Source organism: Caulobacter sp. AP07, assembly GCF_000281955.1.
In the GTDB taxonomy this organism is placed as follows: domain Bacteria; phylum Pseudomonadota; class Alphaproteobacteria; order Caulobacterales; family Caulobacteraceae; genus Caulobacter.
In genome coordinates this window covers 1-14,293 of sequence record NZ_AKKF01000237.1, presented here as the reverse complement: position 1 = coordinate 14,293, position 14,293 = coordinate 1, and the positions used below count along the sequence as shown (strand labels likewise).

The 14,293-nt window shown below is 63.3% G+C and carries 13 protein-coding genes; 11 read left to right on the top strand and 2 right to left on the bottom strand.

The genetic code is table 11. The features are described from left to right. The first annotated feature begins 7 nt into the window (after positions 1-7). Positions 8-1,219: an HAD-IIIA family hydrolase gene (locus tag PMI01_RS21000; RefSeq protein WP_007673831.1), complete on the top strand. Its 1,212-nt coding sequence runs from the start codon at positions 8-10 to the stop codon at positions 1,217-1,219. On the opposite strand, the gene PMI01_RS20995 is transcribed toward PMI01_RS21000, so the two are convergent. Continuing rightward, positions 1,216-2,376 carry an AGE family epimerase/isomerase gene (locus PMI01_RS20995; RefSeq protein ID WP_007673828.1) on the bottom strand — a complete coding sequence of 387 codons (1,161 nt, stop codon included), beginning with the start codon at positions 2,374-2,376 and terminating at the stop codon, positions 1,216-1,218. The two genes, PMI01_RS21000 and PMI01_RS20995, sit on opposite strands and share 4 nt — an antisense overlap. A gap of 364 nt (positions 2,377-2,740) precedes the next feature. Between PMI01_RS20995 and PMI01_RS20990 the strand changes: the two genes are divergently transcribed. From PMI01_RS20990 to PMI01_RS26190, 8 genes are all read left to right on the top strand, one after another. Next, the gene (locus PMI01_RS20990) at positions 2,741-3,571 is read left to right on the top strand and encodes an ABC transporter permease (RefSeq protein ID WP_007673825.1); all 831 of its coding nucleotides are present in this window, start codon (positions 2,741-2,743) and stop codon (positions 3,569-3,571) included. A 7-nt stretch (positions 3,572-3,578) separates the two neighbouring features. Further along, positions 3,579-4,319 (top strand): ABC transporter ATP-binding protein, encoded by a 741-nt coding sequence (locus PMI01_RS20985; protein WP_007673822.1) that lies wholly within the window; start codon positions 3,579-3,581, stop codon positions 4,317-4,319. Between the two features lie 203 nt (positions 4,320-4,522). After that, positions 4,523-5,812: a glycosyltransferase family 4 protein gene (locus tag PMI01_RS20980; protein WP_035037563.1), complete on the top strand. Its 1,290-nt coding sequence runs from the start codon at positions 4,523-4,525 to the stop codon at positions 5,810-5,812. A 2-nt stretch (positions 5,813-5,814) separates the two neighbouring features. Next, on the top strand, positions 5,815-6,789 hold the full coding sequence (locus tag PMI01_RS26195) for a glycosyltransferase family 2 protein (RefSeq protein WP_007673817.1): 975 nt from the start codon (positions 5,815-5,817) through the stop codon (positions 6,787-6,789). Next, the gene (locus PMI01_RS20970; RefSeq protein WP_007673815.1) at positions 6,786-7,733 is read left to right on the top strand and encodes a GDP-L-fucose synthase family protein; all 948 of its coding nucleotides are present in this window, start codon (positions 6,786-6,788) and stop codon (positions 7,731-7,733) included. The genes PMI01_RS26195 and PMI01_RS20970 overlap by 4 nt, the downstream gene beginning before the upstream one ends. Before the next feature lie 71 nt (positions 7,734-7,804). Further along, on the top strand, positions 7,805-8,815 hold the full coding sequence (locus PMI01_RS20965; protein ID WP_007673803.1) for a GDP-mannose 4,6-dehydratase: 1,011 nt from the start codon (positions 7,805-7,807) through the stop codon (positions 8,813-8,815). A 38-nt stretch (positions 8,816-8,853) separates the two neighbouring features. After that, complete coding sequence (locus PMI01_RS20960; RefSeq protein WP_007673801.1) at positions 8,854-9,849, top strand: GHMP family kinase ATP-binding protein; 996 nt, start codon at positions 8,854-8,856, stop codon at positions 9,847-9,849. A 55-nt stretch (positions 9,850-9,904) separates the two neighbouring features. Continuing rightward, the gene (locus PMI01_RS26190; protein ID WP_007673799.1) at positions 9,905-10,774 is read left to right on the top strand and encodes a class I SAM-dependent methyltransferase; all 870 of its coding nucleotides are present in this window, start codon (positions 9,905-9,907) and stop codon (positions 10,772-10,774) included. On the opposite strand, the gene PMI01_RS26560 is transcribed toward PMI01_RS26190, so the two are convergent. Continuing rightward, on the bottom strand, positions 10,689-11,813 hold the full coding sequence (locus PMI01_RS26560; RefSeq protein ID WP_157223835.1) for a class I SAM-dependent methyltransferase: 1,125 nt from the start codon (positions 11,811-11,813) through the stop codon (positions 10,689-10,691). The genes PMI01_RS26190 and PMI01_RS26560 overlap by 86 nt on opposite strands. Positions 11,814-12,238: 425 nt before the next feature. On the opposite strand from PMI01_RS26560, the gene PMI01_RS20950 reads away from it, so the two are divergent. Next, entirely contained in the window at positions 12,239-12,916 is a 678-nt protein-coding gene (locus PMI01_RS20950) for a sulfotransferase family 2 domain-containing protein (protein ID WP_007673793.1), read from the top strand. 82 nt (positions 12,917-12,998) lie between these two features. Next, on the top strand, positions 12,999-14,201 hold the full coding sequence (locus PMI01_RS20945; protein ID WP_007673786.1) for a threonine ammonia-lyase: 1,203 nt from the start codon (positions 12,999-13,001) through the stop codon (positions 14,199-14,201). Positions 14,202-14,293: the final 92 nt, after the last annotated feature.

Below are 14,293 nucleotides of genomic sequence, written 5' to 3'. Positions count from 1 at the left end.
GTCGCGGATGACGCAGACACGAGCGATCAATCAGGCCGTCATCCTCGTCGGCGGCCTGGGCACGCGCCTGGGCGCCCTGACCAGGGAAACGCCCAAGCCGCTGCTGCCGGTCGCCGGCCGCCCGTTCCTGCACTACCTTATCGACGAGGTCCGTCGGCACGGCGTGGAGGACATCGTCCTGCTGGCCGGCTTCCGGGCCGACAAGCTCTCGGACCTGACCACGCTCTATCCCGGCGTACGCGTCGTCGTCGAGGATTCGCCCCTGGGCACCGGCGGCGCCCTGCGCCATGCCGCCGGCCTGCTGGACGAACAGTTCTTCTTCATCAATGGCGACTCGCTGTTCGACGTGAACCTGTGGGACCTGGCCAGCGTCAGTGACGGGTCAATGGCCACCCTGGCCCTGCGCAAGGTGCCGGACATCTCCCGCTACGGCCCGGTCGTGCTGGACGGCGACACCATCACCGCGTTCGGCGAGGCCTCGGTCGCCGACGGCGAGGGTCTGATCAACGGCGGGGTGGCGGTGCTGTCCCGCGCCATCCTCGCCCATTTCCCCGACGCCGAGCAGGTGTCGATCGAGCGTGAGGTCTATCCCTTGCTGGCCCGGGAGGGGCTGTTGAAGGGTCGGCCCTATGACCGTCCGTTCATCGATATCGGCGTGCCGAGCGACTATGAGCGTTCCCAGACCTACATCCCGGACCTGACGCGCCGGGGGGCGGTGATCTTCGACCGCGATGGCGTGATCAACGCCGAGGTCAACTACGCCCACCGGCCGGACCAGATCGAATGGGTCGAGGGCGCCGTCGCCGCGATCAAGGCGGTCAACGACGCGGGCCTCTATGCGTTCGTCGCGACCAACCAGGCGGGCGTGGCCCATGGCTACTACGGCGAGGCCGACGTCGTGGCGCTGCACGACTGGATGAACGTCCAGTTCAAGGCCCGCGGCGCCCACATCGACGCCTTCGCCTATTCGCCGTTCCACCCCGAGGGCGCGGTCGAGCCGTATCGCAAGGCCACCGATTGCCGCAAGCCTGGCGCGGGAATGCTCGAGCGCCTGATCGGTCAGTTCGGGGTGGCCCGCGACCGCACGATCTTCGTCGGCGACCGCGAGAGCGACATGGCCGCGGCGCGCGCCGCCGACGTCGAGGGCGTGTTGTTCGAAGGGGGCGACCTGGCGGCCCGCCTGGCCCCCTACATAGCCGACCTCGCCGCCAAGGCTTAGGCGGCGGGCATCGCCTCGATCACCGGCTGCAACCGCAGCAGTTCGGTGAAGGCCAGTTGCAGGTGATAGAGCGTCGTCGACGGGATCTTGTCGACGCGCGGTTGCAGGCGCCCGTCGATATGGTCGATCCAGGCGCCGGTCGGGGCGGGCTTCAGATAGAGGTCCAGCAGGTTGTCGACGCAGACGGCGATCCGCTCGCGCGTATCGAGGCCGTGGCCGTCGAGCATGGCGAGGTTGGCTTTCAGCGCCTCGGTTTGCGGCCAGGAGCGGTGGTCGCCCGAGATGATCCGACCCGTCAGGTCGATCTGGTCGTAGGTCAAGCCGCTGACCGGCGCGACGCCGTGTCGTTCGGCGTGCGCGTAGAGCAGCGAAGCTTCACGCGACATGTCCAGCTCAAGGATCGGCGCGGCGCGATAGAGAATCCACGCCCATTCCAGTTGATGCCCGGGCTCGACGATCCGGCCCTCCGGCGTGGCCAGCGGCGACCAGTCGGGCGCGAAGAACTCCCGCAACACGCCGGTGTCGCGCTCGAGGATCCGCTCGGCGAACAGCGCGGCGATGCGGCGGCCGAACGCCTGGAAGCGCGGGTGGCCCGTCGTGTCGGCCAGCTCGATCGCCGCCTCGATGAGGTGCATGTGAGGGTTCTGCTGGCGCGGCCCCGCGTCGCCCTCCTCGGCCAGCCAGCCCAGGCCGTTCGAATGGCCAAGCACGCGCTCGAGGGCGTCCAGGGTCTCCAGCGCGCTGGCTTCGACCCCGGGATCCTTGGTGACCTTGTGGCGCCAGGCGTGGGCGAACAGCACGAAGGCCATGTCATAGGCGTCGCAGGCGGCGTCGAGCACTTCGCCGTTGGGCGCCAGGCGCCGCACCCAAGCCCCATCCTCGCGTCGGCCGTGACGAGTCAGAAAGTCCCAGCCGTGATCGGCGATCGCCGCGCCGTCCGACCATCCGGCGAGCGCCGCATGGGAGAAGCAATAGATCTGCCGCGCCTGGGCCCGCACGCGCTTGAACGGCGCGTTGCCGTTCTCGCCGGCCAAGGTCAGGTGTTCCACGAAGCCGCCTTGCGACCGGTCGACGCCGACCTCGCCCCAGAAGGGCCAGGCCTCGTCATGGAGCCAGGTGCGAACGGCGGCGAAGTTGATCGACTTTTGCGCGGACATGGCGCTCGCCTAAATGAGTTCCATCACGGATGCAACAACACCACCGGTTGCTTGGCGATGCTCAGTCGCCGAGTGAGATCGACCCGATCGCACCGCCCCGGTGAAATCCGCCGCGACGGAGATTTCATGATCCACCTAAGGAAGAGCCGAAGATCAGCGGCCTAACCGTGAGCAACATCGGAGCGATGTGAAACATCTTCCTTTTATTGAAGAAAATCGCGCTCAGGCCGCGAACCGCCCTATTGACGCCATCGACCTTCGGTGTACCTAAGCGGTCGCGAAAGCGGGGCTTGGCAGGGCCTGCCCTTGTGACCGCATACCCGATCTGATAGGCAGGTTTGGTCCTAGGCTATAGCTCAGTGAAATGTCGCAGATCGATCATCTAATACTTTCGGGCTCTCAGGGCTACTTTTCCGAATTCAAAGAAGGAATGAGAGACTTTAAGAGGTCTTTCGTCGCCTTTCGTTTGGTCGTTGCCCTTGCTTATCAGGATATTCTGGCAAAATACCGGGGATCCATCCTCGGGCCGTTCTGGATTACAGCAACGACCGCCGCGCTGACCGCTGGCCTCGGTGTCCTGTATTCGAGGATTTTCAGCGTCGAACTGCAAACCTATGTGCCGTTCATCGCCATCGGTTTGGTCATCTGGGGCTTCATTTCGGCGACGATCGTCGAGGGCACCAACGCCTTCAATGACGCCGCCGGAATCCTGCGCCAGACCTCGTTGCCGATCCCGATCTTCCTGCTGCGGGTCGCGGTCCGAAACTGGATCGTGCTGCTTCACCAGATCATCATCATCGTCGTCGTCTTTCTCTATTTCCGCGTTCCTCTCAGCCCCTACAGCCTGATGTCCCTCGTCGGCCTGGTGCTGGTTTCGCTGAACCTGACCTGGATCGCGCTTCTGGTGGCCATCCTGTCGTCGCGCTTCCGCGACGTACCGCAAGTGATCGCGGCGATCATGCAGTTCGCGCTGTTCATGACACCAGTGTTCTGGTCGCCGGACCGGGTCGCCGGACACCCGCTCGTCACCCTGAACCCATTCTACTACATGCTTGACGCCATTCGTGCGCCACTGCTTGGAGCGCGGCTCGATCATAGGACTCTGACGGTTATCGTATCGCTCGCGATCGTCGGCTGGATTGTCGCCTTCCTCGTCTACGCCTCGACCCGTCGACGCGTAGTCCACTATCTATAGGAATACGATGACCTACGTCCGTGTCTCAGGTCTGAGCATCCGTTTCCCCGTCTATGCCGTCGACCATCGCTCGCTCAAGAAGCATATCGTAGGCGCGACGGTGGGCGGCAAAGTCATGGCCGCCTCGTCGGGCCCGCCCATCATCAGCGCCCTGCGCGGCGTCAGCCTGTCGCTGGAGCCGGGCGATCGCCTGGGCCTGATCGGCCACAACGGGTCTGGCAAGACCACCCTGCTGCGCGCCCTCGCCGGCGCCTATGCGCCCGATGAAGGCAAGCTGGAGGTCCGCGGACGGATCGCCTCGCTGCTCGACCTGAGCCTGGGCGTCGACCCCTCGGCGACGGGTCTGGAGAACATTCGCCTGCGCGCGATGATCGCCGGCCTGACCAAGCGCCAGGTCGACGAGCGCATGGACGAGATCGCCGAGTTCAGCGGCCTGGGCCCCTATCTGGCGATGCCGCTGAAGACCTACTCCGCCGGCATGCAGGCGCGCCTGGCCTTCTCCGTCGCCACCTCGGTGGAGGCCGATGTCGTGTTGATGGACGAGTGGATCTCGGTCGGCGACGCGTCCTTCCGCGAAGCCAGCCACAAGCGGCTGACCAACATGGTCGACGCCGCGAGCATTCTCGTCATCGCCTCGCACGACGTGAACACCATCCGGTCCTATTGCACCAAGGTCATGCGGCTTGAGGCTGGGCGAGCCTCACCCGTGGTAGACATCAACCAACTCGATGACCTAATCGCCGCCTAACGACCGTACGGTCGCGGTGGGGCGACCGGGTTCGAATTCGGACTTCACGGACGTGCTTGGTTCCATCATCCCAGGGCGGGGATGACGGGACGAGCGCGGCTTCGACAACGCAGGGGGAAGACTTGGACAACGCGACTCTCCGGAAGTTCGTTGACTGGCTGCTGGGAGAGAATCCGGCCAGGTCGGCGGTCGATAAAAGGGCCATGCTGGAATGGCTCAAACCGAATTTCCAGAACTACGTCGATGGCGAGATGTATCGCATCAACCCAAACGGGCGTCGCGTCATCGAACTGATGGACGAACTCGAGGCTCCCGATATGCGACCGGCTGACATGCCCTTTCTGGCCCGGTCCAAGAAGATCCTGCTGGTCTCGCACTACGCGCCGTCGTTCACCCACGCCGGCGGCCTGCGCCTTCGCGACCTCTACGCGGAAATCCGCCGCGCGAACCCCGACCTGCAGATCGACCTCTACAGCGCCAGCCACCCGGCGATCGACGGCGACCTCAGCGGCCTGAGTGAGATCTTCACCAACCAGTATTTCGACGAGCCCGGCCAGCTGTCGATCGACTCGTTCCAGATGCAGTCGGGCGAGCGGACCCCGTACGACGTCGTCGACTTCCAGTTCCACGAAGCCGGCCGGCTGGCGAAGAGCTTCGCGCCCCTCACCAGGCGCTCGCTGTTCACGCCGATGGAGAGCATCGCCCGGTCGTATTACGACCTGACGGCCGCCAAGCTGAAGATGGACAACTTCGTAAGCTTGTCGGACATCTACGGGCTGATCCAGTCGACCCTCGACGAGCTGAAGATCATGCGCTCCGTCGATTGCACCGTCTGCGTCTCGGACGCCGACGCCAAATTCCTGCGCCGCCTGACGCCCTGGCTGCGCGTCGACCACATCTCGACCGGCCTCTCGCCCTACGAATTCGAAGACCAGCTCAAGCCGGAGTTCGAGCCGCGCTCGGTGGACTCCAAGAAGCAGCGCCTGGTGTTCGCCGCCTATTTCGGCAGCGACACCAATGTCGTCGGCCTGAAGTGGTACCTGAACGAAGTCCACCCCAAGGTGCTGTCCGAGTGCCCGGACTACAACCTGCTGGTCGTGGGCCGAGGCGACTTGACGGCGATCAAGGCCGAGGACCACGAGGGCGTGACCTTCGTCGGCGAGGTGCCCTATCTCAGCCCGATCCTCGAGCAGGCCAAGGCCGGACTGGTCCTGGCCCTGCACGGCAGCGGCTTCCGCGGAAAGATCAACCAGTACGCCGTCTGCGGCGTGCCGACCATTTCGACGACTCTGGGCGTCACGGGCCTCTGCTACACGGCCGGCGAGGATATCATCATCGCCGATACGGCGATCGACTTCGCCACCGCCTGCGTACGCCTGCTCGTCGACAACGAGACGACGAGCCGCCTGGCCCTCAGCGCCCGCGCCACCGCCCTGGAGAACTATCGCTGGCAATCGTCCAGCGACAAGATCTCCCAGCTGTACGGACTCTGACCATGGCCGGATCCAGGGTTCTCGTCCTCATACCGTCGTACAACCACGGACCGTTCATCGAAGAGCGGGTCCAGTCCGTCCTGAATCAGGAACACAAGACGTTCGACGTCCTGCTGATCGACGACGGCTCGACGGATAGCACCGCCAGCTATCTGCGGAGCCTCTCGGCCGACAATCTCACGGTCAGGATTCGCGATCGCAACTCCGGCAGCCCCTTCTCGGCCTGGCGCGACGCGGCCAAGATCGCCGACCCCTATGACTATGTCTGGATCGCCGAGAGCGACGACGTGGCCCAGTCGGCCTTTCTGACCCGGGCGGTGGCGGCGCTGGACGCCAGTCCCGGCTCGGCCTTCTACTATTGCAACTCGTGGCACATCGACGAGGACGGCGAGAAGATCGGTCACACGATCAACTACCTCGGACACCACTTCAAGGGCCACAACTGGCTCTCTGCGGCCGAGATCGAAGGGCGCGAGTTCAACAACCGCTACCAGATCTTCGGCAACGCCGTGCCCAACATGAGCTCCATGGTCATGCGGCGCGAAAGCTTCCAGGCCGCCGTCGACGACCAGCTCGACCGCTACCGGCTGGCCGCGGACTGGTTCTTCGTCGGCCGGCTCGCCGACACCGGCAACGTGCTGTTCGACCCGTGGTCGGGCAACGGCTTTCGCCATCACGGCCGGACGGCGCGCGCCGAGACCCGCCTGGAGCGCTTGACCTTCGAATATTTCCGCGCCGTGCAGCTTGTCTCCAAGCTGAAGGGCGTCGAGCGGTCGCAGTTCGAAGAAGCGATGAAGCGGTGCACCGTGATGTTCATCCATGAACGCGGCTCGGCGGTGAAGTTCCTGCGGCAAGGCTTCCGCAGCGACCCCGCCGGGATGATCCAGGTTCTGCTGCATCTGGTCGGCCGCGCGCTTCGCCACCCTCGCCTGCTGGGCGGCGCGATGAACTATATTTCTCGTAGGAGTGCTCGATGAGTTTGGAATTGGCCGCGCATGACACGGTTCTCGTGACCGGAGCGGGGGGCCTTGTCGGCTCCGCGCTCGTCGAGACCCTGCAAGTCCGCGGCGTCCAGAAGGTTCTGGCGCCGCGCCGCGGCGAGCTCGACCTGCTCGATCAGCGCGCGGTGTTCGACTATTTCGACCAGCACCGGCCGGCCCACGTCTTCCATCCGGCCGCCAAGGTGTTCGGCCTGGGCGGCAACACCCGGTTCCCCGGCGAGATGTTCTACGAGAACGCCGCCATCAACTTGAACGTGATCGAGGCCTCCCGCCGCTTCGCCGTGCGCAAGATCACGGCCCTCGGCACCGGCTGCGTCTATCCCGAGGCGCTGGGCGGCAGCATGCTGCGGGAAACCCAGGTCTGGGACGGCCCTCCCCACGGTTCGGAATGGGCCTATGCGCAAGCCAAGCGGGCGATGCTGGCCCAACTGGTGTCGTACCAGCAGCAGTACGGCCTCGATTTCGTCTACGCCATCAGCGGCAATCTCTATGGCCCGGGCGATCTGTTCGACGCCGAGAACGGCCACGTCATCCCGTCGCTGATCACCAAGTTCCACGCCGCCCAAACCCAGGGCGGAACCGTCACGGTGTGGGGCACCGGCCGCGCCGAGCGCGACTTCTGCCACTCCAGCGACGCCGCCCGGGCCCTGATCATGGCCCATGAAAAGCTGAGCGGTCCGGTCAACATCGGCTCCGGCGTGGTCGTCACGATCGGCGACGTGGTCGAGGGGCTGGACGCGGCGACGAACGGCGCGGTCGAGCTGCAGTGGGACAAGACCAAGCCCGACGGCCAGATGCGGCGGTTCTACGACCTGTCGAAACTCGAATCTATCGGCTTCAAACCCGAACTCGACCTTCGAACTGGCTTGCGAAGCACTTATGAGTGGTACGCGAGCAACTACCCGAACGTGCGACGCTAGGCGTCGCGGACAATTGATAGCGATGCGCCTGCCAAGGCGCGTCGACGTGTGGACAGAGAGGATATCGATCGATGCGCAAGCGTGCCTTGATCACGGGCGTCACCGGCATGGTGGGGTCGCACATGCTGGACTTCCTGCTCGAGCAGACCGACTGGGACATCTATGGGATGTGCCGCTGGCGCTCCCCCCTGGACAACATCCAGGGCCATCTGGACCGCATCAACGCCAAGGACCGCGTCCACATCGTCTACGGCGATCTGCGCGACTATCTGTCGATCAACGACGTGGTGGTGAAGTCGCAGCCCGACTACGTGTTCCACCTGGCCGCCCAGAGCTTCCCCAAGACCAGCTTTGACTCGCCGCTCGACACCTTTGAAACCAATATCCAGGGCACGGCCCACGTCCTGGAGGCCCTGCGGCTGAACGATTCCAAGGCCGTGGTGCACGTTTGCGCGTCATCGGAGATTTTCGGTCGGGTTCCGCAAGAGAAACTGCCGATCGACGAGGAGTGCACGTTCCACCCCGCCTCGCCCTACGCCATCTCGAAGGTCGGCACCGACCTGGTCGGCCGCTACTACGCCGAAGCCTACGGCATGACGGTGATGACCACCCGGATGTTCACCCATACGGGCCCGCGGCGCGGCGACGTCTTCGCCGAGTCCACCTTCGCCAAACAGATCGCGATGATCGAGGCGGGCTTGATCGAGCCGGTGATCAAGGTCGGCAATCTGAAGTCGCTGCGCACCTTCGCCGACGTCCGCGACGCGGTGAAGGCCTATTACCTGCTGGTGACCCACAACCCGATCCCCGGCGAATATTATAACATCGGCGGCACCTACACCTGCGGCATCGACGAGATGCTCGACAAGCTGATCTCGCTCTCGACCCACAAGGAAAAGATCCGCATCGAGATCGACCCCGATCGCCTGCGCCCCATCGACGCCGACCTCCAGGTGCCCAACACCGCCAAGTTCAGGGCGCACACCGGTTGGGAGCCCGAAATCCCGTTCGAACAGACGATGCAGGACCTGCTCGACTATTGGCGTGAACGCGTGACGACGCAGCGGTTCCTGACCCGCTAAGCTTCATCCCGCCCCTTGCCACCGGAGCCGATTCAACGATGTCCTTGATCACCAGCCGCACGCCATTGCGGGTTAGTTTCTTCGGCGGCGGTACGGATTACCCGGAGTATTTCCGTCAATATCGTGGTGCCGTACTCGGCACCGCGATCGACAAGTACGTCTATACGAGCGCCATCCGGCTCGAAAAATTCCTCGGCTATTCCTATCGCCTGGCCTATCGCCAGATCGAGGAAGTCCAGGAAATCTCGGAAATCCAGCACCCCGTGTTTCGCGTGGCGCTGGATTTCCTGAAGATCGAGAAGGGTTGGAATTTCGGGGTGCTGACCAGCCTGCCGTCGCGCAGCGGACTCGGCTCGTCGTCGTCCTTCACCGTCGGCCTGCTCAAGCTGCTCGGCTACATCCAGGGCATTCACTACACGCGCCACGATCTGGCGGCCCTGGCCATCCATCTGGAGCGCGAATTGCTCTGCGAGAACGTCGGCGTGCAGGACCAGACCCACGCGGCCTATGGCAGCCTGAACCGCTACGAGTTCCACGGCGACGACTTTTCGATCTATCCGGTTCGCCTGCAGCACGCCGTGCGCGACGCGATCAACGCCTCGATGTTCCTGGTTCACACCGGCGTCCAGCGCTATGCCTCCGAGGTGGTCCAGGAGCAGATCGCCAACACCAAGGAAGCGCGGATCATCAAGGAGCTGGATCACCTCTACGAACTGACCGGCCAGGCCCACCGGGTGCTGGAGGGTCAAGACCCCGAGACGGTGATGACGGAGGTCGCGGCGCTGCTGAACGACGGCTGGCTGACCAAGCGCAGCCTGTCCAAGGCCATATCATCGCCGGAAATCGATGAAATCTATGCGGCGGCCATGAGCGCGGGCGCCCTGGGCGGCAAGCTCTGCGGCGCCGGCGGCGGCGGCTTCTTCCTGCTGTTCGTCCCGCCCCATGCCCGTGCAAACGTGCAAGTCGCGCTCCGTGACCGACAACTGATCCCGATCCGGATGGACGATTCCGGATCGTCCATCATCCTCTCCTGACAATCCGCCCGCGACAGTAGGGCGGGCGCTTACCTGGAAACCGTTGGATCCCATCATGAGCATTCCCCCTTTCTGGGCCGCGGCCGTCTCCAGCTACGATCAGTATCTTGGCTTTCTCAACTACATGGGCGCCGAGATCCACCGGCGGGACGACTTCGAACTGTCGCTGATCGAGCCGACCGAACCGTTTTTCGTGCCGGGCGCTTGCGGAATCTGCAAGCGGACCACCAGCTTCCGCGTGACCTTCGCCCACGCCAGCCCCCGCGAATCCGGCCAACTGGTGCCCAACTGGCGCGAGCACCTGAACTGTCAGCATTGCGGTCTCAACAACCGCATGCGCGCCGCCATCCAGTTCCTGCAGGACGTCATGCACGGCGACGCCAGCTCGCACATCTACATGACCGAGCAGATCACGCCGATGTACTCCTATCTCAAGGATAGGTACCCGAACATGATCGGCAGCGAGTTCCTGCACGATGGCACGCAACCGGGTCGCTACAACAAGGCCGGGGTTCGCTTCGAGGACCTGACGCGACTGTCGTTCCAGGACGACACCTTCGACGGCGTGCTCAGCTTCGACGTGCTCGAGCATGTTCCGGACTACCGCAAGGGCCTGGCGGAGGTGTATCGCTGCCTGAAGCCGGGCGGCAAGTTCCTGTTCACGGCTCCATTTGATGTCAATGATCCCAACACTGTCATTCGCGCAACGATGGACAGTGATGGGAAGATCGAACACCTAATGGAGCCGGAATATCATGGTGACCCGTTAACCGATCAGGGCGTGCTCTGCTTCCAGCGGTTCGGCTGGGACGTCCTGACCTCGATGGAAGAGATCGGCTTCAAGGGCGCTCAGTTGCACTTCTATTGGTCGGCCGAGCTCGGCTACCTAGGTCCGATGCAATTCGTCGTCCTCGCTGAAAAATAGCCCGACCACGATTGACCAATCGCCTGGCCAGGCTCGGGACCTGGCCAGGCGGGGTTTTCGCCGGTTCGGCCGACTTCATGCCATCCACCGAGTTCACGTTGACGCGACCCTGCATGGGCTTACGCAACGCGGCGCTGTGAAAGATGGTCAACAACTCTTCGTCTGAATAGCCCGCGAGTTCTCGACGGATATCGTCCGTCAAATATTTCTTCTCGGATTCGTCGCAGTGGAAGCCGCTGTGCGCGATTTCAAATCCGCAGCTGGTGGCGTAGGCGAGGAATTCAGAAATCCGCATCCTGTTCAGATCATAGCCGATCTGTTTGTAGAATAGTCCCGGGTCCTCGGCATAGATAGCGGCGCGTTCTGCGGTGGGGCTATGCTCGGGCGGAAAAGCAGTGCTGAACAAATCGGGGTTGCGGAAAATCTCGCCGAGCTTCTTCACATGTTCCTTTTCCTTCAAGCGCAAATGCGCCCAAGGATAGTGGAACGGCATGCCGATATCATGCCCGCCCATCCTGAATCCCGTAAAGGGATTCCAGTGTATATAGGCAGTCCCACCAGGCTTTAGAATGCGATACATTTCTTTCAGAACCGCATGTGGGTTCTGGACGTGCTCAAATACCGCGTTTGATATTACAAGATCAAACATATCATCGCGGAACCACATATTTGACGCACTCATCTGCAGCAATTCAATGCGCGAAAAGAAATCGTCAAAATGCAAAATATCGGTTGATGCGAAGTATACTCGCCCTTCATCAAGTCCTTGAACGTCAACGGAAAGCATTTCCTTAGCAGCTTTCCAGAATTCTACCTTGTTCGGCTCGGACGAATGCATTCCGGGTGATGCAATATCAATACCGAAGCAGCGTGAAGCACCGGCCCGGATCGCTAGGGGCAGGGTTAGGCCGCCGTGGATGAGCTGGAATCCGACACCAAGGTCAAGGACAACCTTTCCATCAAATCCACCACAGTATTCGTCCACACCATTTGCCAGATGGTTATACACATCACACGCCTGCTGAACGTATCGTCCCATGTCTGATTGATATCCAAACAATGGTACAGTAGATTTACTCATTTCACATCCCCGATATTAACTGTAGACTTCAGCGATTTGCGGAATCGTAAGATAAAACGGCTTCGGCGATTTCATCACTAAGCCAAGAAACACTACGCCTAGTCACTAGACCACAGATTGCGAAAGGAGGTCAATTACCCGGACGTTACGTTCGGAGCGGCGCGCGCCGCTTGTGAGAAGCGCGCAACCCTTCGCGACCCCTTCGGGCCCGAAGACAAGGCGCGGATGGCGTTTTCAGGATGGACTCCGCCCGCGCAACGCCCCCCAAGGTTGCTTTCACTTCCAGCAGCAGCCTCAAGTAACCCTGGATTGTTAAACCGAAAGTTCTTAATGGAGAAGGGGCCGGCATGGAATGCCGGCCAGTCGTGAGCGTTTAAGTCTTGATGCCCAATCACCCGCTGGATTTCGTCTACGTCCACTTCGCGAAGGCCGGCGGCACGTCGCTGGCCCGCGCTCTGAGCAACCACTACGAAGACCGGGTGTTCTGGGATCTCGATCACGACCCCTGCAACGCCGCTCACGACATCCACGAGCCCCCGGCCCTGGCCGAGAATATTCAGGCCGTCCAAGGGCACATCCGCGCCGATCGCTACGCCAGCTATCCGGTCCGGGTGCTGACGACCTTTCTGCGCGAGCCGGTCGACAGACTGATCTCGGGCTACTTCTTCTGGAAGACGCTGCCTCCGACCAACAGCCCCGATCACCTGCGCTTCCTGGCCGAACAGCCCAGCATTCTGGAACGCGCCCGCGCCACCGCCGGCACGGCCCATCGGGCCTTCTACGACGGCTTCGACATGCGTGATTTCGACTTCATCGGCTTCCACGACCGACGCGTCGAGGACTTGGCGACCCTGTCGGAGATAGCCGGTTTTCCGATGCCCTCCGACGTCCACCTCAACGCCACCCCGCCTTCGCAGGAACGCACGGACGTGATGAACAACCCGGCGCTGCTGGCCGAGCTGCGCCACGCCCTGATCGACGAAGTCGAGTTCTATGAAAAGGTGCGGTCCGACCGCCTGAACGGCCGCAAGCCGAAATCCCGGCCGCGGACGAGCCGCTGAATCGGGTTTCTCTCCCGGGCCCGCTTTCTCTTTGGGGGAAGGCGCACTAGGGTCCGCCTCTCTCGAAAACAGTGCGCGCCTCATGACCCTCGACATCACCACCATCCGCGCCGCGGCCGCTCGCCTGGCCGGCCACATCGAGCGCACGCCGTGCCGCTACTCCAAGACCCTGTCGAAGATCACCGGGGCCGAGGTGTGGGTGAAGTTCGAGAACCTGCAGTTCACCGCCGCCTACAAGGAGCGCGGCGCGCTGAACAAGCTGATGCTGCTGTCGGACGCCGAGAAGGCCAAGGGCGTCATCGCCGCCAGCGCCGGCAACCACGCCCAGGGCCTGGCCTATCACGGCGCCCGGCTCGGCGTGCCGGTGACCATCGTCATGCCCAGGACCACCCCGTTCATCAAGGTGCAGCACACCCGCGACTTCGGGGCCACCGTGGTCATCGAGGGCGAGACCTATGACGACGCCTCGGCCCACGCCCGCAAGCTGCAGGAAGAGCAGAGCCTGACCTTCGTCCACCCGTTCGACGACTACGACATCATGGCCGGCCAGGGCACCATTGCCCTGGAGATGCTGGAAGACGTTCCGGAACTGGAGGTTCTGCCGGTGCCGATCGGCGGCGGCGGGCTGATCAGCGGCGTGGCGACGGCGGCCAAGGCGGTCAAGCCCGACATCCGCATCATCGGCTGCGAGCCGGCGATGTACCCCTCCTTCACCGCCAAGATGCGCGGCGTCGCGGCCCATTGCGGCGGCCAGACCATCGCCGAGGGCATCGCGGTCAAGCAGGTGGGCGAACTGACCTACGGCGTCGCCCGACCGCTGATCGACGACGTGCTGCTGCTGGAAGAGCCGCACATCGAGCAGGCCGTCGCGCTGTACTGCAATGTCGAGAAGACCATCGCCGAAGGCGCCGGCGCGGCCTCGCTGGCCGCCCTGCTGGCCTATCCCGAGCGGTTCCGCGGCAAGAAGTGCGGCCTGATCCTGTGCGGCGGCAATATCGACACCCGCCTGCTGGCCTCGGTGCTGACCCGCGAACTGGTCCGCGCCCAGCGGCTGGTGTCCCTGCGCATCGTCGGCGACGACCGCCCCGGCCTGCTGTCGACCGTGGCCAACGTCATCGGCACGGCGGGCGCCAACATCATCGAGGTCAACCACAACCGCCTGGCCCTGGACGTGCCGGCCAAGGGCGCGGAGTTCGATATCACCATCGAGACCCGCGACGCCCAGCACACCCAGGAGGTCATGGACGCCCTGCGCGAGAAGGGTTACCCGCCGCGGGCAGTGTGATGTCTTCCTTCTCCCCTTGCGGGAGAAGGTGTCGGCGCAGCCGACGGATGAGGGGTCTCTCAAACGACAAACGCCGCGACCGGCCTTTCGGC

Excerpts from the sequence above, each read along its gene's own strand:
- PMI01_RS20945 (WP_007673786.1), top strand. The coding sequence starts at position 12,999 with ATGACCCTCGACATCACCACCATCCGCGCCGCGGCCGCTCGCCTGGCC.
- PMI01_RS20995 (WP_007673828.1), bottom strand. The coding sequence starts at position 2,376 with ATGTCCGCGCAAAAGTCGATCAACTTCGCCGCCGTTCGCACCTGGCTC.
- PMI01_RS20950 (WP_007673793.1), top strand. The coding sequence starts at position 12,239 with ATGCCCAATCACCCGCTGGATTTCGTCTACGTCCACTTCGCGAAGGCC.
- PMI01_RS26560 (WP_157223835.1), bottom strand. The coding sequence starts at position 11,813 with ATGGGACGATACGTTCAGCAGGCGTGTGATGTGTATAACCATCTGGCA.
- PMI01_RS20960 (WP_007673801.1), top strand. The coding sequence starts at position 8,854 with ATGTCCTTGATCACCAGCCGCACGCCATTGCGGGTTAGTTTCTTCGGC.
- PMI01_RS20980 (WP_035037563.1), top strand. The coding sequence starts at position 4,523 with ATGCTGGAATGGCTCAAACCGAATTTCCAGAACTACGTCGATGGCGAG.
- PMI01_RS26195 (WP_007673817.1), top strand. The coding sequence starts at position 5,815 with ATGGCCGGATCCAGGGTTCTCGTCCTCATACCGTCGTACAACCACGGA.
- PMI01_RS20985 (WP_007673822.1), top strand. The coding sequence starts at position 3,579 with ATGACCTACGTCCGTGTCTCAGGTCTGAGCATCCGTTTCCCCGTCTAT.
- PMI01_RS21000 (WP_007673831.1), top strand. The coding sequence starts at position 8 with ATGACGCAGACACGAGCGATCAATCAGGCCGTCATCCTCGTCGGCGGC.
- PMI01_RS20970 (WP_007673815.1), top strand. The coding sequence starts at position 6,786 with ATGAGTTTGGAATTGGCCGCGCATGACACGGTTCTCGTGACCGGAGCG.
- PMI01_RS20965 (WP_007673803.1), top strand. The coding sequence starts at position 7,805 with ATGCGCAAGCGTGCCTTGATCACGGGCGTCACCGGCATGGTGGGGTCG.
- PMI01_RS20990 (WP_007673825.1), top strand. The coding sequence starts at position 2,741 with ATGTCGCAGATCGATCATCTAATACTTTCGGGCTCTCAGGGCTACTTT.
- PMI01_RS26190 (WP_007673799.1), top strand. The coding sequence starts at position 9,905 with ATGAGCATTCCCCCTTTCTGGGCCGCGGCCGTCTCCAGCTACGATCAG.